This window comes from Azospirillum brasilense (assembly GCF_005222205.1).
Taxonomy (GTDB): domain Bacteria; phylum Pseudomonadota; class Alphaproteobacteria; order Azospirillales; family Azospirillaceae; genus Azospirillum; species Azospirillum brasilense_G.
On the sequence record NZ_CP032348.1, the window covers coordinates 379766 to 404577 of the forward strand.

The window sequence follows — 24812 nt, forward strand, 5'->3', positions numbered from 1 at the left end:
CGCCATGATCCACCGCTTCCTTCCCCTGCTGGTGACCAGCGCCGTCCTGGTGGTCGGCTTCCTGCTCTGCGCCGCGCAGTTCCCCAACTTCGCCTCGCTGCGGGTCGTCGGCAACCTGCTGACCGACAACGCCTTTCTCGGCATCACCGCGGTCGGCATGACCTTCGTGATCCTGTCGGGCGGCATCGACCTGTCGGTGGGGGCGGTGATCGGCTTCACCACCGTGCTGCTGGCCGTGCTGATCGAACAGGGCGGCTGGCACCCCTTCTCCGCCTTCGCCGTGGCGCTGGCGGTGGCCGGCGGCTTCGGCGCGGCGATGGGCGCCGTGATCCACGTCTTCCAGATGCCGCCCTTCATCGTCACGCTGGCCGGCATGTTCGTCGCCCGCGGCCTCGGCTTCGTGCTGAGCACCGATTCCATTCCGATCAACCACCCGCTCTACGCCGAGCTGGGCGATCTGGCGCTGCGCTTCGACGGCGGGGGCAAGCTGACGCTGCCGGCGCTGCTGATGCTGGGGGTGGTCGTCGCCGCGGTGGTCTGCGCCCATTGGACGCGCTTCGGCGCCAACCTCTACGCGCTGGGCGGCAACCGGCAGTCGGCGGAGCTGATGGGCGTGCCGGTGGGGCGCACCACGGTGGCGGTCTACGCCCTCTCGGGGCTGCTCGCCGGGCTGGCGGGGATCGTCTTTTCGCTCTACACCGGGGCCGGCTATTCGCTGGCGGCGACGGGGGTGGAACTGGACACCATCACCGCGGTGGTGATCGGGGGCACCCAACTGACCGGCGGCTACGGCTACGTGATCGGCACCTTCATCGGCGTGCTGATCCAGGGACTGATCCAGACCTACATCACCTTCGACGGCAGCCTCAGCAGCTGGTGGACGAAGATCGCCATCGGCGTCCTGCTGTTCGTCTTCATCCTGCTGCAGAAGGGCCTGCTGGCGGTCTGGACCGGCCGCGGCGGCGCCCCGGCGGAGGCGTAGTCCCGTTTACTTGGCGGGTGCGGTCGCCAGGGTGACCTTGTTCATGAAGTTCTCCGCCTGCCCCTTCACGACCAGCGGGAAGGCGTCGGCGACGGCGTCGATCAGCGGGTCGAGCCAGCTCTGCTCGGCCTTGGCGAAGTCGTGCAGCACATAGCCGCTGACCCGGTCCTTGTCGCCCGGATGCCCGATGCCCAGGCGGATGCGCCAATACTCCTTGCCGAGATGCGCGTCGATGGAGCGCAGGCCGTTGTGCCCGCCATGCCCGCCGCCCTTCTTCACCCGGAGCTTGCCGGGCGGCAGGTCCAGCTCGTCATGGATGACGACGACGTCCTCGGGCTTCAGCTTGAAGAACTGGACGGCCGCGGTGACCGATTGGCCGGACAGGTTCATGAACGTCAGCGGCTCCAGCGCGATCACCTTTTCGCCGCCGATCGTGCCCTCGGCGGTCTGGCCCTGGAAGCGCTTGCGCCAAGGGCCGAAGCCGTGGCGGCGGGCGATCTCCTCCACCGCCATGAAGCCGATGTTGTGCCGGTTGCGCGCGTATTCGGCGCCAGGGTTGCCCAATCCCACCAGCAGCAGCATGGCGCATTCTCCTCACTTCGAAACAGCGTAAGCCGGAAACGAAACAGGGGGCCGAAGCCCCCTGTCGCAACCCCAAAGGCGGCTTCCGATCAGGAAGCGGCGGCCTCGGCGCCCTCGGCCTCCTCGGACTTCAGCCCCGACGGGGCGACGATCGTGGCGATCGTGAAGTCGCGGTCGGTGATGGTCGAGGCAACGCCCTCCGGCAGCTTCACCGCGGAGATGTGGATCGAATCGCCGACGTCGTAGCCCTCGCAGGAGATCGTGATCTGCTCCGGGATGTTGCCGGCGGAGACAGTCACGTCCAGCTCGTGGCGGACGATGTTCAGCACGCCGCCGCGCTTCAGGCCCGGCGACTTCTCCTGGTCGACGAACTCGACCGGAACCTGCACGGTGGTGCGGGTTTCGGCGGAGACGCGCAGGAAGTCGACGTGCAGCGGGACGTCAGTGACCGGATGGAACTGCACGTCGCGCGGCAGGACCCGGTGGGTGGCGCCATCGACGGTGACGTCGAACAGGTGCGTGAAGAAGCCCGCCTGGTTCAGAACGCGGGTGAACGCGAACTTCTCCAGCGAAATCATGATGGGGGCCTGCTTGCCACCGTAGATCACGGCCGGGATACGGCCATCACGACGGGTCTGGCGGGCGGTCCCCTTGCCGGCCCGGTCGCGCGCTTCGGCGCTGAGCGGAACGATCTGCGTCATCGGAAGAACTCCTTGAACGGAAAAAAGCGCCAGCCTCCAGGGGTGCTGACGCGTGGGCGCGGTGATTAAGCCATGTGGGGCGCGGCGTCAAGGACAGAGTCCGGAAACTCCCGGATGGCCCTTATGAAAAGATGGCGCCCATGAAAAAAGCCCTTCCCCCGCGAAGGGAAAGGGCTTTTCGGGTGTGGTCCGGCGCCGTTACGAGAACAGGCTCGACACCGAACGCTCCTCGCTGATGCGGGTGATCGCGTCGGCGAGCAGCGGGGCGATGGTGAGCTGGCGGATGTTGCGGGACACGCGCACGGCCTCGGTCGCCTGGATGCTGTCGGTGGTGACGAGCTGCTCCAGCGGCGACACGGCCACGCGGGCCACCGCACCGCCGGACAGGACGCCGTGGGTGCAATAGGCGTGGACCGACTTCGCGCCGGCGTCCATCAGGGCGACCGCGGCGTTGCACAGCGTGCCGCCCGAATCCACGATGTCGTCGAGCAGGATGCAGCGGCGGTTCTTGACGTCGCCGATGATGTTCATCACCTCCGACACGCCGGCGCGCTCACGCCGCTTGTCGATGATGGCGAGATCGGCGTCCAGCCGCTTGGCCAGCGAACGGGCGCGCACCACGCCGCCGACGTCGGGCGACACCATCGTCACCTCGCCGATGTCCTCGAAGGTCGCGCGGATGTCCTTCTCGAACACCGGGGCGGCCATCAGGTTGTCGGTCGGGATGTCGAAGAAGCCCTGGATCTGTCCCGCGTGCAGGTCCATGGTCAGCACGCGGTTGGCGCCGGCCTGGGTGATCAGATTGGCGACCAGCTTGGCCGAGATCGGCGTGCGCGGGCCGGTCTTGCGGTCCTGGCGCGCATAGCCGTAATAGGGGAGGACCGCCGTGATGCGCCGGGCCGACCCGCGACGCAGGGCGTCGATGGTGACCAGCAGCTCCATCAGGTTGTCGTTGGCCGGGAATGACGTCGACTGGACCACGAACACGTCTTCGCCGCGCACGTTCTCCAGGATTTCGACGAACACCTCCATGTCCGAAAAACGGCGGATGCTCGCTTTGGTCAGCGGCACGCCGAGACAGGTGGAGATGGCCTCGGCCAGCGGACGGTTGCTGTTGCCGGCAAGCACCTTCATCGCAGTCGGCTCTCTCTGCAGGGAATAGGTTCCGGTGCGACCGTCAGTCCCTTGCCGACGCCGCCCCTTGAAAACGCGGCGGACCATAACAAAGGGGCGCACCTATGTAAACGTTCCATGACGGGCGGTTCAAGACGCCGCAGCCAGCCGGCCCTGCGATTCCCGCATGGCGCAAGCGTGGCGGCAGGACGCTTGCGCATCACCGCACGGCGAACTTCGCAAGGTGCGATTTCATGGGCAGGTCGGCCTTCACGAAATGGTCGAAGAACCAGAATTGCAGAAGCTCGTCCGCCTTGGCCTTCACATAACCGTATTCGAAGGCCGACTCCTCGGCGTCCACCTGCCCGATGATGTCGTCCAGGAGGGTGGCCAGCCGGCGGTGCTGCGCCCGATGCTCCTCCAGATGCGGGTAGCGCATCGAGGCCTGGACCCGCTCCTCCCGCAGGAAATGGCGGACGGAGACGCGACGCAGCTCGTTCAGCAGGGCCAGCGCCGGCTTGCGCCCGGCTTCCTCGCCCGGCAGGGCGACGAAGCGGCGGATCAGCTCGTGCTGCATCCGGTGGTCGGCGTCCAGCCCGCCGTTGTCGAGCACCATCCGCGCGTTGCGCCAATCGCTTCGCCCGTCGCCGCCCCGCCCATCGCTCCGATGCGTGTCTTCCCGGTGCGCGTCCATCGTCATGCCGGCGTCTCCCTCTCCGGAATGCCCTCACCCTTGAGAATCGATCTTACCTGAAATAGGTCGTATCGCAATCAGTCAGAGGTAAGAACAAATTTCGGGCGGGAACTTTTCTGTCGTGCTCAGCCCTGAAGGACGATGGCCGACAGGCCGCGCCCATAGTCCTTTTCGCCGCGCAGGCAGGACCGGCGGTAGCTGAAGAAGCGATCCTCCTCGACCACCGTGTCGTTGGGGCAGCGCTGGATGATCTCCACTCCTGTGTCGCCGAGGCGGCGGGTGATGTAGCCGGCCAGATCGAACAGGAAATGGTCCGGGCGGCGGGCCGGCGCGAAGTAGTCGCGGTTGCGCGGGTCTTCCGACAGGAAGGGCGCGGGGAACTCCGGCCCGACCTCGTAGGAGCGCTGGGCGATGCAGGGGCCGATGGCGGCGACGATGCGGTTGCGCTTGGCGCCCAGCTCTTCCATCCGCGCGATGGTCGCCTCCAGCACGCCGCCCTTGGCGCCCTTCCAGCCGGCGTGGGCGGCGCCGATGACGCGGGCCTTCTCGTCGGCGAACAGCACCGGGGCGCAGTCGGCGGTGAGGATGCCCAGCGCGATCCCCGGACGGTCGGTCGCCATCGCGTCGGCGTGGGGCGCCTGATCGGGCGTCCAGGGCTCGGTGACGGCGACGCAGGTCGGGCTGTGCACCTGATAGCAGGTGACGAGCCGCTCCGGCGGGACGTCCATGCGGGCCGCGGCGCGCGCGCGGTTCTCCGCCACGGCGGCGGGCGCGTCCCCGGAGCCGAAGCCGACGTTCAGCGAGGCGTACAGCCCCGTCGACACGCCGCCGGTGCGGGTGAAGAAGGCGTGTCGGATGTGGGTGATGTCGTTCAGCGCGCCAAGCGTAATCACGAACCCGTCCCTTTGCTGTCGCGATCTCTTGTTAGGATGCCAGTGTCTAAGATGCCGGTTCCGGGCTTTCGAAGCCCGCCGGAGGCCCCAGACCGGGGGAGGCGAGGGCCAACACCTTGAAGAGGGTGCCCATTTGGTCGGGCGCGATCAAGCGGGCCAATGCGGAGTCGATGTCCGCGGCCTGCTTCGTCGTGGCGCCGCGCTTCAGCGCGGCGGCGCGCGGCTGGATGCCCAGCCGGGCCAGCCAGTCGCCCTGGTCCACCGGCCCGAAGCCCTCCGCCCCGCCGTCGCGCGCGGCGGCGGCGATGGCGGCGAAATCCACATGGGCGGTCAGGTCGGCTTCGCCCGGCGCGTCCAGCACCGGGGCGTAGGCGTGGCGGCGCAGCGCCTGGAGGGTGTCGCCGACCGCCGGCCCGCCGCGGTAGCCGTAATCGATGACCAGAGCCGCTCCGGGATGGGCCGCCAGACGCTCCCCGATCAGCCGGGCCACCGCCTGGGAGGCCGGGGAGACCTCGACCACGCTGCCCTCCGGCGCGTCGCGCAGGGCTGCTGGAATCAGCCGGGCGCCGGCGCTGCCGAAGGCCTCCAGGACGAAGCGGAAGCGGGGCGTTTCGGAAGTCGTATCGGTGGGCGCGGCGGGGTCGATGTCGATCAGCCGCTCGAACCAGCCGTGGTTGGTCTTCTGGACCTGACGGATGGGCAGGGCGTCGAAGAACTCGTTGGCGAGGATCAGGGTCGGGCCTTCGGGCACATCCTCCAGCCGGTCGTGCCAAGCGACCGGATGGCCGGCCAGGGTTTCCTTCTGGCGGGCGCGCAGCGTCGGGCTGGTCTCCACCAGATGGACCTGGGCAGCCTCACGGAAGGCTGGAACCAGCGCGGCGGCGCGCAGGGCGTCCTGCATCAGCGTGCCGCGGCCCGGCCCCAGCTCCACCAGATGGAAGGGGGCGGGGCCGCCCAGCCGCGCCCAGGTGTCGACGCACCACAGCCCGGCCAGCTCGCCGAACATCTGGCTGATTTCCGGGGCGGTGGTGAAGTCGCCGGACACGCCGAAGGGGTCCTGGCGCATGTAGTAGCCGAAGCGCGGGTGCCCCAGCGCCTCCGCCATGAAGGCGGCGACCGACAACGGCCCGTCCATCAGGATGCGGCGGGCGAGGTGGTGGGCGAGGCTGTCCGGGGCGGCATCACTCATGACGGGACCTTCCGACCTCAGACGGCGGCGGGGCGGCGGCGGGCCTGGGCGACCAGCCACACACCGAACAGAACCATCGGCACCGACAGAAGTTGTCCCATCGTCGCCCCGGCGTAGAGGAATCCGAGCTGCGCGTCCGGCTCGCGGAAGAACTCCGCGATGATTCGCGACAGGCCGTAGCCGATGAAGAAGATGCCCGCCGTCATGCCTGCCCGCCCGCGCACGGCGGGCATCCGCACCAGGATGGCCAGCAGGACGAACAGCACCGCCCCTCCAGGAAGGATTCATAGAGCTGGCTGGGGTGCCGCGGCACCTGCAGCGGGTCGCGCGGGAACACCACCGCCCACGGCACGTCGGGCGCCGGGCGGCCGTACAGCTCGCCGTTGATGAAGTTGGCGATGCGGCCGAAGAACAGCCCGATGGGGGCCGCCGCCGCGATCAGGTCGCCGAAGGCCAGCGGCGAGAGGCCCCGCTTCCAGCAGAACAGCAGGATCGCGGCCAACACGCCGATCAGCCCGCCGTGGAAGGACATGCCGCCGTGCCAGACCATCAGCGCGTCGAGCGGATTCTGGAGGTAGAAGGGCAGATTGTAGAACAGCACGTAGCCGATGCGCCCGCCCAGGATGACGCCGACCACGGCCCAGGTGAGGAAGTCGTCGTAATCCTCCGCCGAGGGGCGGCCCGGCGTGCTGCGGGCCAGCGCCAGACAGTAACGCCAGCCGAGCACGAAGCCCGCCAGATAGGCCAGCGCGTACCAGCGGATGACGATCGGCCCGAGTTCGAACGCCACGGGGTCGATGGCGGGGAAGGCGATGGCGAGCATGCGCGGCGGGTGCCTTATATTGTTTGGGCTTGTTGTTTCGGCGTTTCCCCCGTCGACGGGGGAGGCGGAACCGTCAGCGGTAGGGGTCGGGCTGCGACAGGAAATCCTGGACGTAGCGGCGCACGCCCTCTTCCAGCTCGGTGAAGGGCTGGTCGAATCCGGCGGCGCGCAGGCGTTCGGTGCGCGCCTCGGTGAAATACTGGTATTTGCCCTGAAGCTCGGCCGGCATGTCGAAATACTCGACGCGCGGCTCCAGCCCCAGAGCGGAGAAGGTGGCGAGCGCCAGATCCTTGAAGCTGCGAGCCTTGCCGGTGCCGACGTTGAACAGCCCGCTGACCTGCGGGTTGTCGTACAGCCAGAGCATCACGGCCACACAGTCGTCCACGAAGATGAAGTCGCGGAGCTGCCCGCCGTCCTCGAACTCCGGGCGGTGGGACTTGAACAGGCGCGCCGGCTCCCCGGCCTTGAGCTTGGGGTGCAGCTTGGCGACGACGCTCATCATGTCGTCCTTGTGCCGCTCGTTCGGGCCATAGACGTTGAAGAACTTCAGGCCCGCCCACTGCGGCGGCACGATGTCGCCCTCCGTCACCACGCGGGCGACGCGGCGGTCGATCAGATGCTTGGACCAGCCATAGGCGTTGAGCGGGCGCAGGGCCGCCAGCGCCTCCGGCGATCCGTCGTCGTCGAAACCGGCGGAGCCGTCGCCGTAGGTCGCGGCGGAGGAGGCGTAGATCAGCCGTGCGCCCCGCCAGGAGGACCAGCGCCACAGGTCCAGCGTCAGCGCCACGTTGTTGGCGACGATCTTGTCCACGTCGCGTTCCGTCGTCGCCGAGATGGCGCCGAGGTGGAAGATCACGTCGATCTCCGCGGCGTGCTGGTCGAGGAAGGCGAGCGCGTTCTCCGGAGCGACGAGGGTGGCGAGTTCCCGCTTGGCGAGATTCTGCCACTTCTCCCCGTCGCCGAAGCGGTCGATCACCGCGACGTTGGTGATCCCGCGCGCGGCCAGGGCCGCCACGAGGTTCGAGCCGATGAAACCGGCCCCACCGGTGACCACGATCATGCGCTTTTCCTTGCCGCCGGACCGAAAGAAAGGACGAGCGTCCTTATAGGGTCCGGGGGGCGGGGCCGCAAGGTGGGGTGGGGCGTATCAGGGCTCCGAACTCAGGTTAACAACGCCAATCGAGACGACGCTCATTCCTTCTCCCCCCTGGGGAGAAGGTTAGGATGAGGGGGCGGCCGAAGGCCGGATCAGCCCTGCAAAGCGGCCGCGTTTCCCCCTCACCGGCCCTCCGGGCCACCCTCTCCCCGGAGGGGAGAGGGTTATTCGATGCAGGGTGAGCCTAAATCTGGCTAAGTTCGGAGCCCTGGGGGCGTATGGCCACCCTGCGGTTCCGGAAGGGCACGCGGTGCCTTACGAGCCCTTCCGCCGCTCCGCCTCCTCGTCGAGGAGGGCCTTGCGCGACAGCTTGCCGATCATCGTCTTGGGCAACTCGCCGCGGAACTCGACCGCCTTGGGCATCTCGATGGGGGAGAGCTTGTCCTTGAGGAAGTCGATCAGCTCTTCCCGCGTCAGCGTCTTGCCGTCGTCGACGCGGATGTAGGCCTTCACCGTCTGGCCGCGGTACTCGTCGGGCAGGCCGGCGACCACGCATTCGGCGACGGCGGGGTGCAGGTAGATCGCCTCCTCGACGTTGCGCGGGTAGACGTTGAAGCCGCTGCACAGGATCATGTCCTTGATGCGGTCGACGATGTGGGTGTAGCCGTCCTCGTCCATGTAGCCGACGTCGCCGGTGTGCAGGCGCCCGTCCACCAGGGTCAGCGCCGTTTCCGACGGCTTGTTCCAATAGCCCTTCATCACCTGCGGGCCGCGGATGCACACCTCGCCCTTCTCGCCGATGGGCAGGACGCGGCGCGGCTCCTCCAGGCTGACGATCTCGATCAGCGTGCCGGGCAGGGGCAGGCCGATGGAGCCGGCCTTGTTCAGCCCGGTCACCGGATTGGCCGTGGCAACGGGAGAGGATTCGGACAGGCCGTAGCCCTCCACCAGGACGCAGCCGGTGTTCCGCTCGAACGCCTCCTTGACCTCCACCGGCAGGGGCGCGCCGCCCGACAGGCAATAGCGGATCGAGGAGAGGTCGTATTTCTCCAAATGCTTGTGGTGGTTGATCGCCGTGTAGATGGTCGGCACCGCGGGGAACAGCGTCGGCTTCTTGGTGTGGATGGTCTCCATCACCTGATCCAGCTCGAAGCGGGGCAGCATGACGATCTCCGCCCCGATGCGGATGCTGAAGTTCATCACCACGGTCATGGCGAAGACGTGGAAGAAGGGCAGGACGCCCAGCATCCGCTCCTCCCCCTGCCGCGCGCCGACGAACCACAGGCTGCACTGCTCGGTGTTGGCGTACAGGTTGGCGTGGGTCAGCATCGCGCCCTTCGGCACGCCGGTGGTGCCGCCGGTGTATTGCAGCACCGCCACGTCATCCATCGGGTCGATGGCGACCGGCTTCGGGGCGCCGTCGTTGGCGACGAGCCGGCGGAAGGACAGGTGGCGGTCGTCGGCGGGGATGCGCGCGACCTCCGCCCGCTTCACGATGGGGAATAGCCAGTTCTTGGGGAAGGGCAGGATGTCGGCCATCGGGCAGACCACCAGCCGCTTCAGCCCCGATTCGGCGAGCATCCGCGCCATCTTGCCGTAGAGCACCGTGAGGTCGAGCGTGACCATCAGCTCGACGCCGCTGTCGGTGATCTGGTGGTGCAGCTCCCGCTCGGCGTAGAGGGGGTTGAAGTTCACCACCGTCCCGCCGGCCTTCAGGATCGCGAAGTAGCAGATCACGTAATAGGGCGTGTTGGGCAGGAACAGCCCGACGCGCACGCCCTTGCCGACGCCGATCGCCTGGAATCCGCGGGCGGCGCGGTCCACCATCCGCGCCACCTCCGCGTAGGTCGAGCGCTTGCCCATGAAGTCCAGGAAGGGACGCTCGGCGAAACGGGCCGCCGCGTCCTCAAGCAGCGCGGTCAGCGGTTTCACTGGAATCGGCGCGTTCCAGTTGACGTCGGGCGGGTAGCCCAGGGTCCAGCTCTGGTCCGGCAGTTTGCGGGCCGCATCCCCCATCATCGTTTTCCCTCCCATGTTCGGTTCTTATTCGGCCCCGGTGCCCGTTCGGGCTTATTTGCGGGCCTTTGGCGCATTGTAGCCCTTTTTGTAACCCGTCATCCGGAGAAATGGTCCCTGCGACGGGGGCGCCGCCAGAGGCAAACGGTGGATGCGAAGAAAAAATTGCGCTGGAAACCCTATTTTTCGTGTGGCTAAATTCATGCCCGGCGGACGATCCGGCGATGCCGGGCGGCGCCGAGCTTGTTCCACCGCGCCCGGCGCCTCGCCCGAAAGGTTCGGACCCTTGCCTTCAGCCGATTCGCATTCCGGCGGCGTTCTGGCCGCTCCCGACCCTGGCGAAGCGGCCCGGCTCCGCGCTTCGGTGAAGTGGTTCGATCCGGTCAAGGGCTTCGGCTTCGTGGCGCCGCAGGACGGGACGACCGACGCCTTCCTGCACATCTCCGTCCTGAACCGCGCCGGGCTGCACGAGATCGGCGAGGGGGCGGAGCTTCTGTGCCGCGTGGTTCCGGGGGCCAAGGGGCCGCAGGTGGCCGACATCCTGGAGGTGTTGAGCACCGGCACGCTCGCCGAAGGCCGCAACACGCGCCGCGCCGAGGCCTCCGGACCCGAGGAGGAGCTGACGGGCACCGTCAAGTGGTTCAAGCCGGAGCAGGGCTTCGGATTCGTCACGGCGGACGACGGGGCCAAGGACGTCTTCGTCCACAAGAGCGTCCTGCGCCGCTGCAACCTGACCGGATTGGAGTCCGGACAGCGGGTGCTGTTGCGGGCGCGCGCCGCGCCGAAGGGGCGGGAGGCGTCCTGGGTCGTGCTGCTGTGATGCGGTCGCCGACGCTGGAAGGTCGGCGGGGCATACGGACCTGTTGTATTTTCTTTAATTACCATTGACTACCATCGTCGACGCCCTTGTCCTTTCCAGGCTGACGGTGATGCCTCTGTCCGGACCGCTTCATTTCCAATCCTCCGCCGGCAGCGACTGCCGCGGCGCGGATGGCGACGGGACGCGCGCGGACGGCAGCTACCTGGACCGCGAGTTCGGCGCCTACGTGGTCCCGGTGGTGCTGGGCCACCACCGCATCTCCGGCCGCGACGACGACATGCTGGTGACCACGCTTGGCTCCTGCGTCGCCGCCTGCATCAACGATCCGGTCGCCCGGGTCGGCGGCATGAACCACTTCCTGCTGCCCGGCTCCCCGTCCGGCGGCGAGGGCTTCGGAGTCGCCACCCGCTACGGCAGCGTGGCGATGGAGTGGCTGATCAACGATCTGCTGGATCGTGGCGCCCGGCGCGAGCGGATGGAGGTCAAGCTGTTCGGGGCGGCCCGCGTCATCGACACCAGCCTGGACGTCGGCGCCGCCAACGCCGCCTTCGCGGTGGACTATGTGCGGCGGGAAGGGCTGGCGCTGGCCGTTCAGGATCTGGGCGGGGACAAGGGGCGGCGCGTCCATTTCTTCCCGGCCACCGGACGGGCCTTCCGCCGCCTGCTGCGCCCCGAGGCGGAACGGGAGACGGTGCATCAGGAGATGGACTATCTCCAGGCGCTGCGGCGCTCACCTCTGGAGGGGGAGATGGAGCTGTTCGAGCGGCGCTGACGGGTCACTCGCGCAGGATTTCCGCGGCTTCCACGGCCATCCACTCGGCCTGGTCGTTGTCCTCGCCGTCGGTGAAGAGGGAAACGGTCACCGGCTCCTCGCCCGCCACGCGGGCGGGGAAGTGGTAGGCGCAGGCCGACCCGCCCGGCCCGCCGCCGGTGTGCCCCCAATAGGGGCCGGCCTGCGCGTCGCGCTCCACCATCAGGCCGAGTCCGTAGCCGGGCTCCACCCAGGGGCGCCCGCGCATCGTTCCCGGCACCGGAAAAGACTCCTGCATCCGCGCCGCCAGGGCGCCGGGCAGCAGGCCGTCCGCGAACAGCGCGTGGAGCAGGCCGGCGATGTCCCGCGCCGTCGCGGCGACCACGCCATGGGCGACCCAGCCGGGATGGTAGAGGGCGGCCACGTCGGCGGGCGGGCCATCCTTGCCGCCGAGATAGGGGCTGGGGCCGGTCCACAGGCCGGACAGGTCGCCGCGCTCCGTCGGCACCGACCAGCCGGTCAGGCCGAGCGGGCCGAACAGCTCGCGGTCGAGAGCCTGGGCGAAGGGCAGGCCGGAGGCCCGCTCCAGCACCCGCTTCGCCAGCAGATAGCCGATGTTGGAATAGGAGAACTCCCGCCCCGGCGGGGCGAACAGGTCGGCGGCGTGGCAGCGCTCCAGGAAGCCGTCCTCGCTCCACGGCTCCTCGCCCGCCCGCACGGCGGCGTGATAGGCGGGGCTGCCGCCGTAATTGCGCAGGCCCGCGCGGTGGGCGAGAAGCTGGGCCAGGGTGATCCGGCCGGCCGCCGCGAAGTCCGGCAGCCAGCGGTCCAGCGTCGCGTCGGGGTCGATGTCGCCCCGCCCGCATAGGCGCATCAGGGCGGCGGCGGTCAGGGTCTTGGTGATGCTGTAGACGAGGAAGCGGGCGGTGACCGGCGGAGGCGCCGCGCCGCCGCGGGCGAGGCCGGCGGTCCAGGAGCGCGGACCCGAGCGGACCGCCACCACCGCGGCGTTGGCGGCGGCGGGGCCGTCGCCCTCGTCGAGGCAGGCGACGAGCCGCTCGGTCAAACAGTCGATGTGCCGGGTCGCAAGGGCGGCGTCAGTGTCCACGGAACCACATCCCAGAAAAAGCGAAGGCCCCCGGGGTGGGGGCCTTCACGTCGTCGGGTCAGTCGCGCTTCACCGTGTCGGCGTCGAGCGCCGCCTGGGCGGCGGCCAGACGGGCGATCGGCACGCGGTAGGGCGAGCAGGACACGTAATCCAGCCCGACCTTCTCGCAGAAGGAGATGGAGGCCGGATCGCCGCCATGCTCGCCGCAGATGCCGAGCTTGATGTTCGGGCGCACCTTGCGGCCGCGCTCCGTGGCGATGGCGATCAGCTCGCCGACGCCGTCCTGGTCCAGCGTCTGGAACGGGTCGTGCTCCAGGATGCCCTGGCGCTGGTACTCCGGCAGGAAGGCGCCGGCGTCGTCGCGCGACAGGCCGAAGGTCGTCTGGGTGAGGTCGTTGGTGCCGTAGGAGAAGAACTCCGCCGTCTCGGCGATCTCACCGGCCTTCAGCGCGGCGCGCGGCAGCTCGATCATGGTGCCGACCATGTACTCGAACGTGACGCCGGTCGAGTCCATGACCTCCTTGGCGACGCGGTCGACGACCGCCTTGAGGATGTCCAGCTCCTTCTTGGTGCCGATGAGCGGGATCATGACCTCCGGCATCACCGTCTCGCCCGTGCTCTTGGAGACCTCGGCGACCGCGCTGAAGATGGCGCGGGCCTGCATCTCGTAGATCTCGGGGTAGGTGATGCCGAGGCGGCAGCCGCGATGGCCGAGCATCGGGTTGGCCTCGTGGAGCTGCACCACGCGGTGGTTCACCTTGAGCTGGTCGGTGCCGGTGGCCTTGGCGACCTCCGCCATCTCCGCCTCGGTGTTGGGCAGGAACTCGTGCAGCGGCGGGTCGAGCAGGCGGATGGTCACCGGCAGGCCCGACATGATCGTGAACAGCTCGGCGAAGTCCTTCTTCTGGAAGGGCTCCAGCTTGGCGAGCGCGGCGCGGCGGCCGGCCTCGGTCTCCGCCAGGATCATCTCGCGCACCGCCAGGATGCGGTCCGGGTCGAAGAACATGTGCTCGGTGCGCGACAGGCCGATGCCCTCCGCGCCGAACTTCCGCGCGGTGCGGGCGTCCAGCGGGGTCTCCGCGTTGGTGCGGATCTTCATGCGGCGCAGCGAATCGGCCCAGCCCATCAGCGTGGCGAAGTCGCCCGACAGCTCCGGCTGGATCGTCGGCACCTGGCCCAGCATCACCTCGCCGGTCGAGCCGTCGATGGTGACGATGTCGCCTTCCTTGATGGTGACGCCGCGGACCGACATGATCTTGGACTTGTAGTCCACGCGCAGGTCGCCGGCGCCCGACACGCAGGCGCGGCCCATGCCGCGGGCCACCACGGCGGCGTGGCTGGTCATGCCGCCGCGGGTGGTCAGGATGCCGCGGGCGGCGTGCATGCCGTGGATGTCCTCAGGCGAGGTCTCCACGCGGCAGAGGATGACCGCCTCGCCCTGGCCGGCCAGGGTCTCCGCCTCGTCGGCGGTGAAGACGACCTTGCCCGAGGCCGCACCCGGCGACGCCGGCAGGCCCTTGGCGATGACCTTGCGCTCCGCCTTCGGGTCGAGCGTCGGGTGGAGGAGCTGGTCGAGCGAGGCCGGGTCGATGCGGCGCACGGCCTCCGCCTTGTCGATCAGCCCTTCCTCGGCGAGATCGACGGCGATCTTCAGCGCCGCCGGGGCGGTGCGCTTGCCGTTGCGGGTCTGCAGCATGAACAGCTTGTTCTGCTGGACCGTGAACTCGATGTCCTGCATGTCGCGGTAGTGCTTCTCCAGCGTGAGGCGGACCTCGTTCAGCTGGTTGAAGACTTCCGGCATGACCTCTTCCATGGCGGGGAGGTCGGACTTGTTGGCCTCCTTGCCGGCGATGGTCAGGTGCTGCGGCGTGCGGATGCCGGCCACCACGTCCTCGCCCTGGGCGTTGACGAGGTATTCGCCGTAGAAGGCGTTCTCGCCGGTGGACGGGTTGCGGGTGAAGGCCACGCCGGTGGCGCAGTCGTTGCCCATGTTGCCGAACACCATGCACTGCACGTTGACGGCGGTGCCCCAGTCGGCGGGGATGTCGTGCAGCTTGCGGTAGGTGATGGCGCGGGCGTTCATCCAGGAACCGAACACGGCGCCGACGGCGCCCCACAGCTGCTCCTGAACGTCCTGCGGGAAGGGCTTGCCGAGCTCGTGCTCGACGGCCTTCTTGTAGTCCTCGATGACGGCCTGCCAGTCGGCGGCGCTCAGGTCGGTGTCGAGGTTGTGGTTCTTGTCGCGCTTGTGGTTGTCCAGGATCTCCTCGAAGTGGTGGTGGTCAACGTCCAGCACCACGTTCGAGTACATCTGGATGAAGCGGCGGTAGCTGTCGTAGGCGAATCGGGCGTCGCCCGAGCGCTTGGCGAGGCCGGCGGCGGTCGCGTCGTTCAGCCCGAGATTCAGCACCGTGTCCATCATGCCCGGCATGGAGGCGCGGGCGCCGGAGCGCACCGAGACCAGCAGCGGGTTGGCCGGATCGCCGAAGGTGGCGCCCATGGCCTGCTCCAGCCGCTTCACCGCGCCTTCCACCTGGGCCTTCAGCTCCGGCGGATAGTTGCGGCCGTTGGCATAGAAATAGGTGCAGACCTCGGTTGTGATGGTGAAACCCGGAGGAACCGGGAGGCCCAGATTGGCCATCTCGGCCAGGTTGGCTCCCTTGCCGCCGAGCAGGTTCTTCATGTCCGCCCGGCCTTCGGTGGCATCGGCACCGAAGCTGTACACCCACTTGTTCTCGCCCTGGCTCGCCATCGTGAAATCCTCGTTCACCTCTATGGTCGTCCGGCCGTCGGCTGTGCGGGGAACCGGTGAAGATCCGTCCTGCGAACGGGTGTCCTTCTGGTATGACCGCGCAACCGCATCCGATGGAGCCCCTTCTAGCCCCCCGCGGAAGGAGAACACAAGACGATCCGTTGCATAGCGTGAGCGCGACGGTGCTGATCCCATTTATGCCACGGCGCGCAAAGGGGGGATGCCGGACGGAAAACTACCCCTTATCCCTTGCGCGAAAAGGGAAATCCGCCGCGGCCCTCACGGGCCGCGGGCCAGATCGAGGACGGCGTCGGTGGCAGGCGGCGGCGGCCGTTCGCGGTCGGCGCCGCGGCGGCTGCGGAAGGTCCGGAAGGCGATGGCCATCCAGGTGCCGTGGAAGACCACGCCGCAGAGCAGGACGATCTCCCCCGCCACCGGCCCGATGGTCGCCCGCGCGAACAGCTCGTCCAGGCTCGACAGCGGGACCGGGTGGATCATCAGCTTGCCCAGATAGGCCACCACCTGGATGAGGAAGATCCAGCCGTAGTTCCGCCGCAGCCGGCGGCCCACCGCCTCCAGGTAGGTGATGTGCAGGTTGGGGTGCTGGTAGTCCTGGAACAGCGTCTCGTTCCAGCCCCGGGCGAACTGGTCGCCCTGGCCGCGCAGGATGGGGCCGAGGAAGTACAGCTCCAGCACATGGGCGCGGATTCGCCAGAAGTCGAAGAAGCGGTAGCGCCGCGCCTCGATGTAGAGGAACACGGCGACCAGAAGCCCCACCAGCACCAGCGGCAGGGGGGAGGCGGTGGCGCTGCTGAAGGTCAGCGACAGGGCGATCCCGGTGGTGACCACCGCCCAGTTGGTGGTGGCGTCCAGCCGCGTCCGCCAGACGGTGCTGCGGTAGATCTCGGCCCTGTAGAGATGCGACAGGGCCGTGACCTCGGCCGAGGTGTAGTGGGTCTTGGGTGCTTTGGCGGCGATGTTGTCCATGCTCGGCGTCCTCCCCTGGCTTTTCTTGGCGCAGGGGCCGGGGACGCCGGCGCGTCAGTGGGCGCCGCCGTCGGCCTCCAGCCCCAGCCGGTCGAACAGCCGCCGGTCGGCCTCATGCTCCGGGTTGCCGGTGGTCAGCAGCTTGTCCCCATAGAAGATGGAGTTCGCGCCGGCGTAGAAACAGAGCGCCTGCCCCTCGTCGCTGAGCGAGCGGCGGCCCGCCGACAGGCGGACATAGGAGCGCGGCATCAGGATGCGGGCGACGGCGATGGTGCGGATGAACTCGAAGGCGTCCAGCGCGTCGACGCCGCCCAGCGGGGTGCCGGCGACCGACACCAGCTTGTTGATCGGCACGCTCTCCGGCTGCGGCGACAGGTTCGCCAGGGTCTCCAGCAGGCCGGCGCGGTCCACACGGCTTTCCCCCAGCCCGACGATGCCGCCGGAGCAGACCTTCAGCCCGGCGTCGCGGACGTTGGCCAGCGTGTCCAGCCGGTCGCGGTAGCTGTGGGTGGAGACAATCTGCTCGTAGAACTCCTCCGACGTGTCGAGGTTGTGGTTGTAGTAGTCGAGCCCGGCGTCCTTCAGCGCGTCGGCCTGCGGGCGGGTCAGCATGCCCAGCGTCATGCAGGCCTCCAGACCCAGGTCCTTTACGTCGCGGACGATGTTCGCGAGCTTCTCGACGTCGCGGTCCTTCAGTTCGCGCCACGCCGCCCCCATGCAGAAGCGGCCGGCGCCCGCCTGCTTGGCCTTCTCCGCGGCGGCGCGCACCTGGGCGCGGTCGAGCAGCTTCTCCGCCCCGACGCCGGTGTCGTACTTCACGCTCTGCGCGCAGTACTTGCAGTCCTCCTGGCAGCCGCCGGTCTTGATGTTCAGCAGGGTGGAGAGCTGGACCTTGTTCGGGTCGTGGTGCTGGCGGTGCGTCTCGTGGGCGCGGTGCAGCAGCTCCATGAAGGGCAGCTCGAACAGGGCCAGGATGTCCTCGCGGGTCCAGCGCCGTGCGGTGGCGGGGGCGGCGGCAGTGGAATCCGCGGTCGGCATGGCGGTGTCGGGCATGGTCGGTCCTCGGGTGGAAAAGCGAATCAGAGAAGGGTGTCCGCGGCGTCACGGATCGCGGCGTAGGCGCGGTCCAGCTGCCCGTCCGTCACGCAGTAGGGCGGCAGCAGGTATATCACGGGGCCAAGGGGGCGCAGCAGCAATCCCCGCTCCAGGAAGAAGCGCTTCAGCGTCTGCCCGACCGCGGCGGTGTAGCCCTGCGCGTCGGTCACCTCGATGGCGGCGATGGTGCCCAGGACGCGCCCGCGCGACAGCTTGGGGTGGCTGGACAGCTCGGCGATGGCGGCGCGGTGCCGCGCCTCGATGCGCGCGAGGTTGGCGGCGGTCTCCGCCGACGTGGTCAGCTCCAGCGAGGCCAGCGCGGCGGCGCAGCCCAGCGGGTTGGCGGTGAAGCTGTGGCCATGGGCGAAGGCGCGGTCGAAGCCGGCGCCGAGGAACGCCTCGTAGATCGAAGCGCCGCAGGCGGTGACCGACAGCGGCAGGAAGCCGCCGGTCAGGCCCTTGGACAGGCAGATCAGGTCCGGAGCGACCCCGGCCTTCTGGCTGGCGAACAGGGCGCCGGTGCGGCCGAAGCCGGTCATCACCTCGTCGAAGATCACCAGACCGCCCGCCGCCCGCACCCGCGCCGCCATGGCGCGCAGGAACTCCGGACGGCAGAAGCGCATGCCGGACGCGCCCTGGACCAGCGGTTCGATGATGACGGCGACCATCTCCGCCCCGTTGGCGGCCAGCCAGCGGTCGAGCCAGTCCAGCGCCGCGGCCTCCTTGGCCTCGACCTCCGGGTCGCCGTCCCAGGTGGCGGGGTAGGGCATGCGGTCCACGGCGAACAGCAGCTCCTGGAACGGCGCGTAGAAACCGGAGCCGACCCCCGCCGCCATCGCGCCGAAGGTGTCGCCGTGGTAGCTGCCCTCGAAGGCGAGGAAGCGGCGGCGCTGGCCCTCGCCTTTGTTGCGCCAGTACTGCCAGGCGAGCTTCAGCGCCACCTCCACCGCGGTGGAGCCGTTGTCGGAGTAGAAGACGCGGTCGAGGCCGCCCGGCAGCGCCTCGGCCAGCCGGGCGGCGAGGCGGGCGGCGGGGCTGTGGGTGAAGTCGGCGAAGATCACCTGTTCCAGCCGGTGCGCCTGCTCCGCGATGGCCCCGGCGATGGCCGGGTGGGCGTGACCGTGCAGGTTCACCCACCAGGAGGAGATGAGGTCGAGGATCTCCCGCCCGTCCTCGGTGAACAGGCTGACCCCCTTGCCGTGGGTGACGGCCAGCGGTTCCGGTGCGGTCTGCGCCTGGGTGAAGGGGTGCCAGACGTGGCGCTGATCGAGAGAAACGGTATCGGTCATGGGAACACGCTGTCGAAGGACGGAATGAGGGACGCTGCCTCGGCGACGGATTCGGCGTCGAGCCGGGACAGGGTGGGGATTTCGGCCAGCACGCGGACCTTGCCGAACCGCTCGATGGCGGCGCGGTTGGCGGGGTTGGGCGGGCCGTTCAGCACCACCCCGGCCACCGCCAGCCCGCGCGCCCGCAGCGCCTCCAGGCTGAGCAGCGTGTGGTTGATGGTGCCGAGCGTGCTGCGCGCCACCAGCACCACCGGCAGGCCGAAGCGGGCGATCAGGTCGATGATGAAGACGTCTTCCGTCACCGGGACCAGCAGCCCGCCGGCCCCCTCCACCACCAGCGGGCGGTCGGTGGCGGGCAGGGCCAGGGCGCCGGCGTCGATGGCGACGCCCTCCAGCTCCGCCGCGGCGTGGGGGGACAGCGGTTCGGCCAGCGCGTAGGCCGGCGGATGCACGCGCTCCGCGGGCAGGGCGGCGAGGGCGGCGACGGTGGGCGTGTCGCCGGCCTCGTCCTTCAGGCCGGTTTGCAGGGGCTTCCAATAGGCGGCGTCCCAGGCCCGCGCGAGGCACGCGGACACCAGCGTTTTGCCGACGCCGGTGTCGGTGCCGGTGACGAACACCCCGCGGGGTTGGGCGCCGTCCTTGTGGAACAGGCCGTAGGCGATGTGATGGGTCATGGTCAGTCCTTCCGGCCGTTCCAGCCAACGCAGCACGCGGCGCAGGGCGCCCGGCGGCAGGGGACGGCGGCCCTCCGCCGGCAGATGGGCGCCGATGCCCTTCAGTTCGGCGAGGAACTCCAGCCCGTCGGCGTGACGGCGGAGCAGCCGCTCCTCCTCGACCGATCCGCTGCCCCCGGCGGGCCACAGCCGGTCGAGGTCATGGCGGGTGGGGTAGGCGGGAATCCCGGCCTCCAGCCCCAGCGCGTGATGGGCCTCCCGCCACTCACGGAAGCTGTCGGCGGCGAGCGTGGCGACGGCGATTCGCCCGCCCGGTGCCAGCAGCCCCACCCAGCGCGCCAGGGCGGCGGCGGGGTCGCGGAACCATTGCAGGGCGAGGCTGGACACGATCAGGTCGAAGGGGCCGTCGAGGTCCGGCTGTTCCCCGTCCACGATCAGGAACGCGGAATCGGTCGGGTCGTGCAGCGCGGCGCGGCAGCGCGCCAGCATGTCCGGCGACAGGTCGGTGAGCAGCCAGTCGGCCGGGCCGATGCGCTCGCGCAGGGCGCGGCTGAGGAAGCCGGTGCCGCAGCCGATCTCCAGCACGCGGGGGCGGGGCGGCAAGGGGAGGCGGGCGACGCGCTCCGCCAGACGCTCCGCCGCGATGCGCTGCACGGCGGCGTGCTCCTCGTAACGGGGGGCGGCCTTGCCGAAGGCGGCGGCGATGGCGGCCTTGCGCGGGTCGTCGGTCATGCCGCCAGCCCGGCGGCGAAGGCGGCGATCCGCTCCGCGCACCAGCCCGGCGCGGTCAGCGGCAGCAGGTGCCCGCCTTCGGGGTGCCATTCGACCGAAATTTCGTCGCATCCAATATCCCCTCTCCCCCCTGGGGAGAGGGTTAGGGTGAGGGGGGTGCGCCACTCCGGCACGTTCGGCAAATGCGTACCCCCCTCACCGGCCCTCCGGGCAGTCCTCTCCCCAGGGGGGAGAGGGTTAGCGTGGTCGCGAAACGCCTGTTCGGTCATGATCGGCGGTACGATGGGGTCCTGCCCGCCCGCCAGGACCAGCGCCGGGCCGGTGAGCGCATCGCGGGCGTCCCAATCGCGCAGCGCCCGCAGGGCGTCGCCCAGCCGAGCCGCATCAAGCCCTTCAGACAATGGAGCCTCAACGCCGCAGCGGCGCAGGAAGTCCCCGGTCACCGCCTCCGGCACGGCGTCGAAGCGCGCGATCATGCGGTCCAGCAGCCGGCGTGGCGTGGCGGGGGCGAAGCCGTCCCCTTCGGTGAAGCGGGGAAAGCCGTTGACCAGCACCAGCCCGTCCCAGGCGAAGGGCCGCTCGTGCAGCAGCCACAGCCCCCCGAAGGAATGGCCGACCGCGACGACGGGGCGCCCGGCGGGAATTTTGGGAAGAGACGGCGGGCCGTAGAAGCCCAGATCGACCGCCATGCTCTCCCCGTCCGCAAGGGCGTTCCGCACAGCGTCCCAGACGGTGGGACCGAATCCCCAGCCATGGACGAAGACGAACAGCGGCGCGGTCATTGCGGGTTGGGTCATGCCGTTGCCCAAGCGTCGGCCACCGCACCCGTCAGCGTCTCCAGGTCGGCGTCCGTGTGGGCGGCGGACAGGGCGAAGCGCAGGCGGCTGGTGCCCGGCGGCACGGTCGGTGGGCGGATGGCGATGCCCAGGATGCCGCGCTCTTCCAGCCGCCGGCTGAGGGCGAGCGCGTCCTCCTCCGAGCCGGTGATGGCCGGGACGATCTGCGTGCTCGACCCCGCCGTGGCGATGCCCAGCCCGTGGAAGGCGGCGCGCAGCCGCTCCGCCATGCCTTGGAGCCGGGCACGCTCCGCGTCCAGCGTCGGCACGAGGTCGAGCGCCGCGTCCATCGCTCCCAGCACGGCGGGAGGCAGGGCGGTGGCGTAGATCAGGCCGCCGCAGCGGTTCACCAGATAGTCGCAGAGTGCCCTGGACCCCGCCACATAGGCGCCGAAGCCGCCCAGCGCCTTGCTGAAGGTGCCCATGGCGAGGTCCACGCGCCCCTCGCCCAGCGCCGCCAGCCCCATCCCGCGCGGGCCGAGCACCCCGGTCGCGTGCGCCTCGTCGAGGAACAGGAAGGCGCCGTGCCGCTCCGCCAGAGCGGCCAGCGCCGGCACGTCGGCGCGGTCGCCGTCCATGCTGAAGACGCTCTCCGTCACGATGAAGCGCGCGCCCGGCTCGCCCGCGCGCTGGGCCAGCAGGGCTTCCAGATGGCCGAGGTCGTTGTGGCGGAAGCGGATCTGCCGCACCCCGGCGGCGGCGCAGCCATGGTGCAGGCTGGCGTGGTTCAGCCGGTCGGTGAAGACCAGCGCGTCGCCACCCAAAAGCTCCCGGTCGAACAGCGCCGGCAGGACCGCGGCGTTGGCCTGCCAGCCGGAATTGAACAGAAGCGCCGCCTCCGTGCCCTTCAGCCGGGCGAGCTTCGCCTCGACCTCCGCATGAAGCTCCAGCGTGCCGCAGACGAGGCGCGACGCCGTCGCTCCCGCCCCCCAGCGCCGCGCCCAGTCGCCGGCGCGCTCCACCAGCAGCGGATGGGAGGCGAGGCCGAGATAGTCGTTGCTGGAGAAATTCAGCAGCGTCCGCCCGTTGCGCCGGATGCGCCCCGCCCCCTCCGGGCGTACGGGCAGCAGATGGCGGCGCGCGTGGCGCCCGTCGAGGCGGTCGAGATGCTGGCGGAACAGCGGGTCGAGCAGGGACATGATGCGGGCGTGATAGCAGAGCGCGCCGCTGGGACGAAAGGCCCGAATAGCGCAGGTGCCCCGGCACCGCGGCGGCGCTAGACTGGCGCGGCCATGCCGTCCGATCCCGTCTTCCACGACCGTTCCGACACGCTGCCGTCCGAGCCCGGCGCCTATGCGCTGCTGATCGCGCTGGACCGTGCGCTGACCCTTCGCCTGCCCGGCAAGCCGGAAAAGGTGCTGGCGCCGGGCCGCTACCTCTATTGCGGCAGCGCGCGCGGGCCGGGTGGCCTGCGGGGTCGGGTCGGGCGCCATTTCCGCCGGGACAAGCCGGAGCGGTGGCACATTGACCGGCTGACCGCGGCGGGCCGGATGCTCGGCGCCTGGATCGTTCCCGGCGGGGACGAATGCGCCCTGGTCGCGGCGCTGTCCGGTCTGCCGATGCCGGTTCCCGGCTTCGGCAGCAGCGATTGCCGCCGTTGCGCCAGCCACCTGCTGCATTGGCCGGACGGAGCGTCGATTCCGCTGCCCGATGCGCCATTTTGAGGCTCCGGGCGCGGCCCGCGGCGGGAATTGAGGCGAATTGCTTGGTTTGACCATCCTCCGAGGGTTATAGTCCCCCGTGATCGGGAGGCGGGCATGAAGACATTGACCCACAGCCGCCGGGCCCACAATCGACGGGATGTCCTCCGGGCTTTCGGGGGCGCCTTCGGGGCCGCGGCCATGCTTCTGACGGCCCCCCAGGCGTTGGGGCAGGTGGCACCGTCCACCCTTGGATCGCCCGACTTGGGCGTCGGCGTCCTCTATTGCGGCGACCGCGCGGATTTCGGCTTCAACCAGGCCCATGCGGAGGCCGCCCAAGCCCTCGTCGGGCTGCCCGGCCTGCGGCTGGAGGAGCGGGAGCACGCCGCCGGCACGCTGGCCGCCACGGCGGAGGAGTTGGTCGGTCCCCAGGGCTGCCGGATCGTCATCGTCACCGCCGCGGGCGACGCCCTGCCGGGGCTGCTGGCCCAGGCCGATGCCCATCGCGACACGGTGTTCCTGTTCTCCGGCGCGCCGCTGGACCGCGACCGCCTGCCGATCAACACCGGCTTCTTCGAAGGCTATCTGGACGAGGCGCAGCACATTTCCGGCCTTGTCGCCGGCTACGCCAGCCGGGCGAAGACGATCGGGCTTGTCGCCTCCCACCCCGCGCCGGACGTGCTGCGCTGCGTGAACGCCTTCGCGCTGGGCGCACGGCGCGCCGATTCCGCCACCGCGCTGCGCGTTGCCTTTGTCGGCGAGACGGCGACGCCGCGGCAGGTCGCCGAGGCCGCCCGCGCGCTGGCCGAGGGCGGGGCCGACGTGCTGGCCGCCCAGCTCGACGGGGCACGCCCGGTCTGCGAGGTGGCGGAGGCGCACGGCATCCTGTGCTGCGGCCTGCACACCGACCTGTCGGCCTTCGCGCCGCAGGGCTTCCTGACCGGGGCCGAATGGGCCTGGGAGAAGGCCTACGCCGAGGCCGTCGCGCTGATCGCCGCGGGCAAGCCGTGGAAGCATCTGCGCCAGGGCGGCTTCGACCAGGGCTTCGTGCGCAACACCGCCTACGGCCCGGCGGTGGGGGTGGAGGCGCGGGCCCACGCCGATGCGGCGCGGATGCAGCTCGCCAACGGCAACGCCGCCGTCTTCCGCGGGCCGATCCAGGACAACACCGGGCGGACGGTGGTCGCCAAGGGCAAGGCCCTGCGCGGCGGCGACGCGGAGCTTGGCCGCATGGTCTGGCTGGCCGACGGCGTCACCGAGATCGGGCGCTGACCCTCACGTCCCGCTTCGCTCGGCCCAGCCGCAGGCGGCCAGGGCGTCCCGCATGTGCGGCGGGGGCGGGGCGATTGCGGTGACCGGCTCGCGGTCGAAGGCCATGGTGAAGGTGACCGACCGCGCCAGCAGATGCAGGTTTCCCGGCGGCACGCGCACCGGTCCGTAGTAGGGCTCTCCCACCAGCGGGCAGCCGATGGCCGCGCTGTGGACGCGGAGCTGGTGGGTGCGCCCGGTCCGCGGCCGCAGCTCCAGCCACGCCCTCCCGTTGCCGGTTCCCAGCACCCGGTACTCGGTGACGGCGGGCTGGCCGGTGGGGTGCGTCACGATGTTCCAGGCGCCGGGGATCAGCAGCTTCAGCAAGGGGAAGTCGATGACCCCCTCGGCCTCCTCGGGGATGCCTTCGCTGACCGCCCAGTAGGTCTTCTCGACATGGCCGGCGGCGAACATGTCGCCCAGCCGCTTCAGCGCCCAGAGCGACCGGCCGAGCACGAGGCAGCCCGCCGTGTCGCGGTCCAGCCGGTGGGCCAGCCGCGGCGGCGTGCCGTCCCCCTCCGCCAGGAAGGGCAGGTAGAGGTCGAGATGGTCGGTGATCCGCCCGGCCTTGTGCACGGCCAGCCCGGCGGGCTTGTCGATGATGAAGACGTCCTCGTCCTCGTGCAGGATCCGGGCGCGCAGCGTGGCGGGTGTGAGGGTGGGTCCGGCGTCGCTCATGGGCGCCACCCAAGCACGGCGCGGCGGGACGGGCAAGCCCGCCGGCTGTTTCG

General features: G+C 70.0%; 22 protein-coding genes and 1 pseudogene. 5 read left to right on the top strand and 18 right to left on the bottom strand.

The genetic code is table 11. The features are described from left to right. Positions 1–4: 4 nt before the first annotated feature. Complete coding sequence (yjfF, locus tag D3869_RS27685) at positions 5–982, top strand: galactofuranose ABC transporter, permease protein YjfF (protein WP_137142908.1); 978 nt, start codon at positions 5–7, stop codon at positions 980–982. 6 nt (positions 983–988) lie between these two features. Here the strand turns inward: yjfF and pth are convergent, their stop codons facing one another. The 9 genes and pseudogenes from pth to D3869_RS27730 form a co-directional block, all read right to left on the bottom strand. Next, a complete protein-coding gene (pth, locus tag D3869_RS27690; protein WP_109469403.1) occupies positions 989–1564 on the bottom strand; it encodes an aminoacyl-tRNA hydrolase in 576 nt (191 codons plus the stop codon). A gap of 89 nt (positions 1565–1653) precedes the next feature. Next, positions 1654–2265, bottom strand: a complete 612-nt coding sequence (locus tag D3869_RS27695; RefSeq protein ID WP_137142909.1) for a 50S ribosomal protein L25/general stress protein Ctc — start codon at positions 2263–2265, stop codon at positions 1654–1656. A gap of 198 nt (positions 2266–2463) precedes the next feature. Continuing rightward, positions 2464–3399 (bottom strand): ribose-phosphate pyrophosphokinase, encoded by a 936-nt coding sequence (locus D3869_RS27700; RefSeq protein WP_014199935.1) that lies wholly within the window; start codon positions 3397–3399, stop codon positions 2464–2466. Positions 3400–3598: 199 nt separating this feature from the next. After that, positions 3599–4078 carry a bacteriohemerythrin gene (locus D3869_RS27705; protein WP_137142910.1) on the bottom strand — a complete coding sequence of 160 codons (480 nt, stop codon included), beginning with the start codon at positions 4076–4078 and terminating at the stop codon, positions 3599–3601. 119 nt (positions 4079–4197) lie between these two features. Further along, positions 4198–4965 (bottom strand): peptidoglycan editing factor PgeF, encoded by a 768-nt coding sequence (gene pgeF, locus D3869_RS27710; protein WP_137142911.1) that lies wholly within the window; start codon positions 4963–4965, stop codon positions 4198–4200. Between the two features lie 46 nt (positions 4966–5011). Next, positions 5012–6154 (bottom strand): class I SAM-dependent methyltransferase, encoded by a 1143-nt coding sequence (locus D3869_RS27715; protein WP_137142912.1) that lies wholly within the window; start codon positions 6152–6154, stop codon positions 5012–5014. Between the two features lie 17 nt (positions 6155–6171). Beyond that, positions 6172–6977, bottom strand: a pseudogene (gene lgt / locus D3869_RS27720) (prolipoprotein diacylglyceryl transferase). Between the two features lie 73 nt (positions 6978–7050). After that, on the bottom strand, positions 7051–8037 hold the full coding sequence (gene rfaD, locus D3869_RS27725; RefSeq protein WP_137142913.1) for an ADP-glyceromanno-heptose 6-epimerase: 987 nt from the start codon (positions 8035–8037) through the stop codon (positions 7051–7053). Between the two features lie 351 nt (positions 8038–8388). After that, positions 8389–10092 (bottom strand): long-chain-fatty-acid--CoA ligase, encoded by a 1704-nt coding sequence (locus D3869_RS27730; protein WP_137142914.1) that lies wholly within the window; start codon positions 10090–10092, stop codon positions 8389–8391. Positions 10093–10375: 283 nt separating this feature from the next. On the opposite strand from D3869_RS27730, the gene D3869_RS34555 reads away from it, so the two are divergent. Together D3869_RS34555 and D3869_RS27740 are read left to right on the top strand one after the other, a co-directional pair. Beyond that, positions 10376–10909 (top strand): cold-shock protein, encoded by a 534-nt coding sequence (locus D3869_RS34555; RefSeq protein WP_282190191.1) that lies wholly within the window; start codon positions 10376–10378, stop codon positions 10907–10909. Between the two features lie 109 nt (positions 10910–11018). Then, positions 11019–11681 (top strand): chemotaxis protein, encoded by a 663-nt coding sequence (locus D3869_RS27740; protein WP_137142916.1) that lies wholly within the window; start codon positions 11019–11021, stop codon positions 11679–11681. A 4-nt stretch (positions 11682–11685) separates the two neighbouring features. On the opposite strand, the gene D3869_RS27745 is transcribed toward D3869_RS27740, so the two are convergent. The 8 genes from D3869_RS27745 to bioF form a co-directional block, all read right to left on the bottom strand. Then, on the bottom strand, positions 11686–12768 hold the full coding sequence (locus D3869_RS27745) for a serine hydrolase domain-containing protein (RefSeq protein WP_137142917.1): 1083 nt from the start codon (positions 12766–12768) through the stop codon (positions 11686–11688). Between the two features lie 58 nt (positions 12769–12826). Beyond that, positions 12827–15520, bottom strand: coding sequence for a pyruvate, phosphate dikinase (gene ppdK, locus D3869_RS27750; protein WP_137143145.1), 2694 nt, complete (start codon positions 15518–15520; stop codon positions 12827–12829). 279 nt (positions 15521–15799) lie between these two features. Next, positions 15800–16507, bottom strand: coding sequence for a DUF2270 domain-containing protein (locus D3869_RS27755; protein WP_137142918.1), 708 nt, complete (start codon positions 16505–16507; stop codon positions 15800–15802). 54 nt (positions 16508–16561) lie between these two features. After that, on the bottom strand, positions 16562–17560 hold the full coding sequence (bioB, locus tag D3869_RS27760) for a biotin synthase BioB (RefSeq protein WP_137142919.1): 999 nt from the start codon (positions 17558–17560) through the stop codon (positions 16562–16564). 26 nt (positions 17561–17586) lie between these two features. Then, positions 17587–18891 (bottom strand): adenosylmethionine--8-amino-7-oxononanoate transaminase, encoded by a 1305-nt coding sequence (gene bioA / locus D3869_RS27765; RefSeq protein WP_137142920.1) that lies wholly within the window; start codon positions 18889–18891, stop codon positions 17587–17589. Further along, entirely contained in the window at positions 18888–20297 is a 1410-nt protein-coding gene (gene bioD, locus D3869_RS27770) for a dethiobiotin synthase (protein ID WP_137142921.1), read from the bottom strand. Before bioD ends, bioA begins: the two co-directional genes overlap by 4 nt. Continuing rightward, positions 20294–21094, bottom strand: a complete 801-nt coding sequence (locus D3869_RS27775) for an alpha/beta fold hydrolase (protein ID WP_137142922.1) — start codon at positions 21092–21094, stop codon at positions 20294–20296. The genes bioD and D3869_RS27775 overlap by 4 nt, the downstream gene beginning before the upstream one ends. Then, a complete protein-coding gene (bioF, locus tag D3869_RS27780; RefSeq protein WP_137142923.1) occupies positions 21091–22272 on the bottom strand; it encodes an 8-amino-7-oxononanoate synthase in 1182 nt (393 codons plus the stop codon). Before bioF ends, D3869_RS27775 begins: the two co-directional genes overlap by 4 nt. 93 nt (positions 22273–22365) lie before the next feature. Between bioF and D3869_RS27785 the strand changes: the two genes are divergently transcribed. Both D3869_RS27785 and D3869_RS27790 read left to right on the top strand, forming a co-directional pair. After that, complete coding sequence (locus D3869_RS27785) at positions 22366–22797, top strand: GIY-YIG nuclease family protein (protein WP_137142924.1); 432 nt, start codon at positions 22366–22368, stop codon at positions 22795–22797. Positions 22798–22974: 177 nt separating this feature from the next. Further along, positions 22975–24045: a BMP family ABC transporter substrate-binding protein gene (locus D3869_RS27790; RefSeq protein WP_247896021.1), complete on the top strand. Its 1071-nt coding sequence runs from the start codon at positions 22975–22977 to the stop codon at positions 24043–24045. Between the two features lie 3 nt (positions 24046–24048). Here D3869_RS27790 and D3869_RS27795 read toward each other — a convergent pair whose 3' ends face one another. Continuing rightward, the gene (locus D3869_RS27795; RefSeq protein WP_137142926.1) at positions 24049–24759 is read right to left on the bottom strand and encodes an RluA family pseudouridine synthase; all 711 of its coding nucleotides are present in this window, start codon (positions 24757–24759) and stop codon (positions 24049–24051) included. Between the last annotated feature and the right edge of the window lie 53 nt (positions 24760–24812).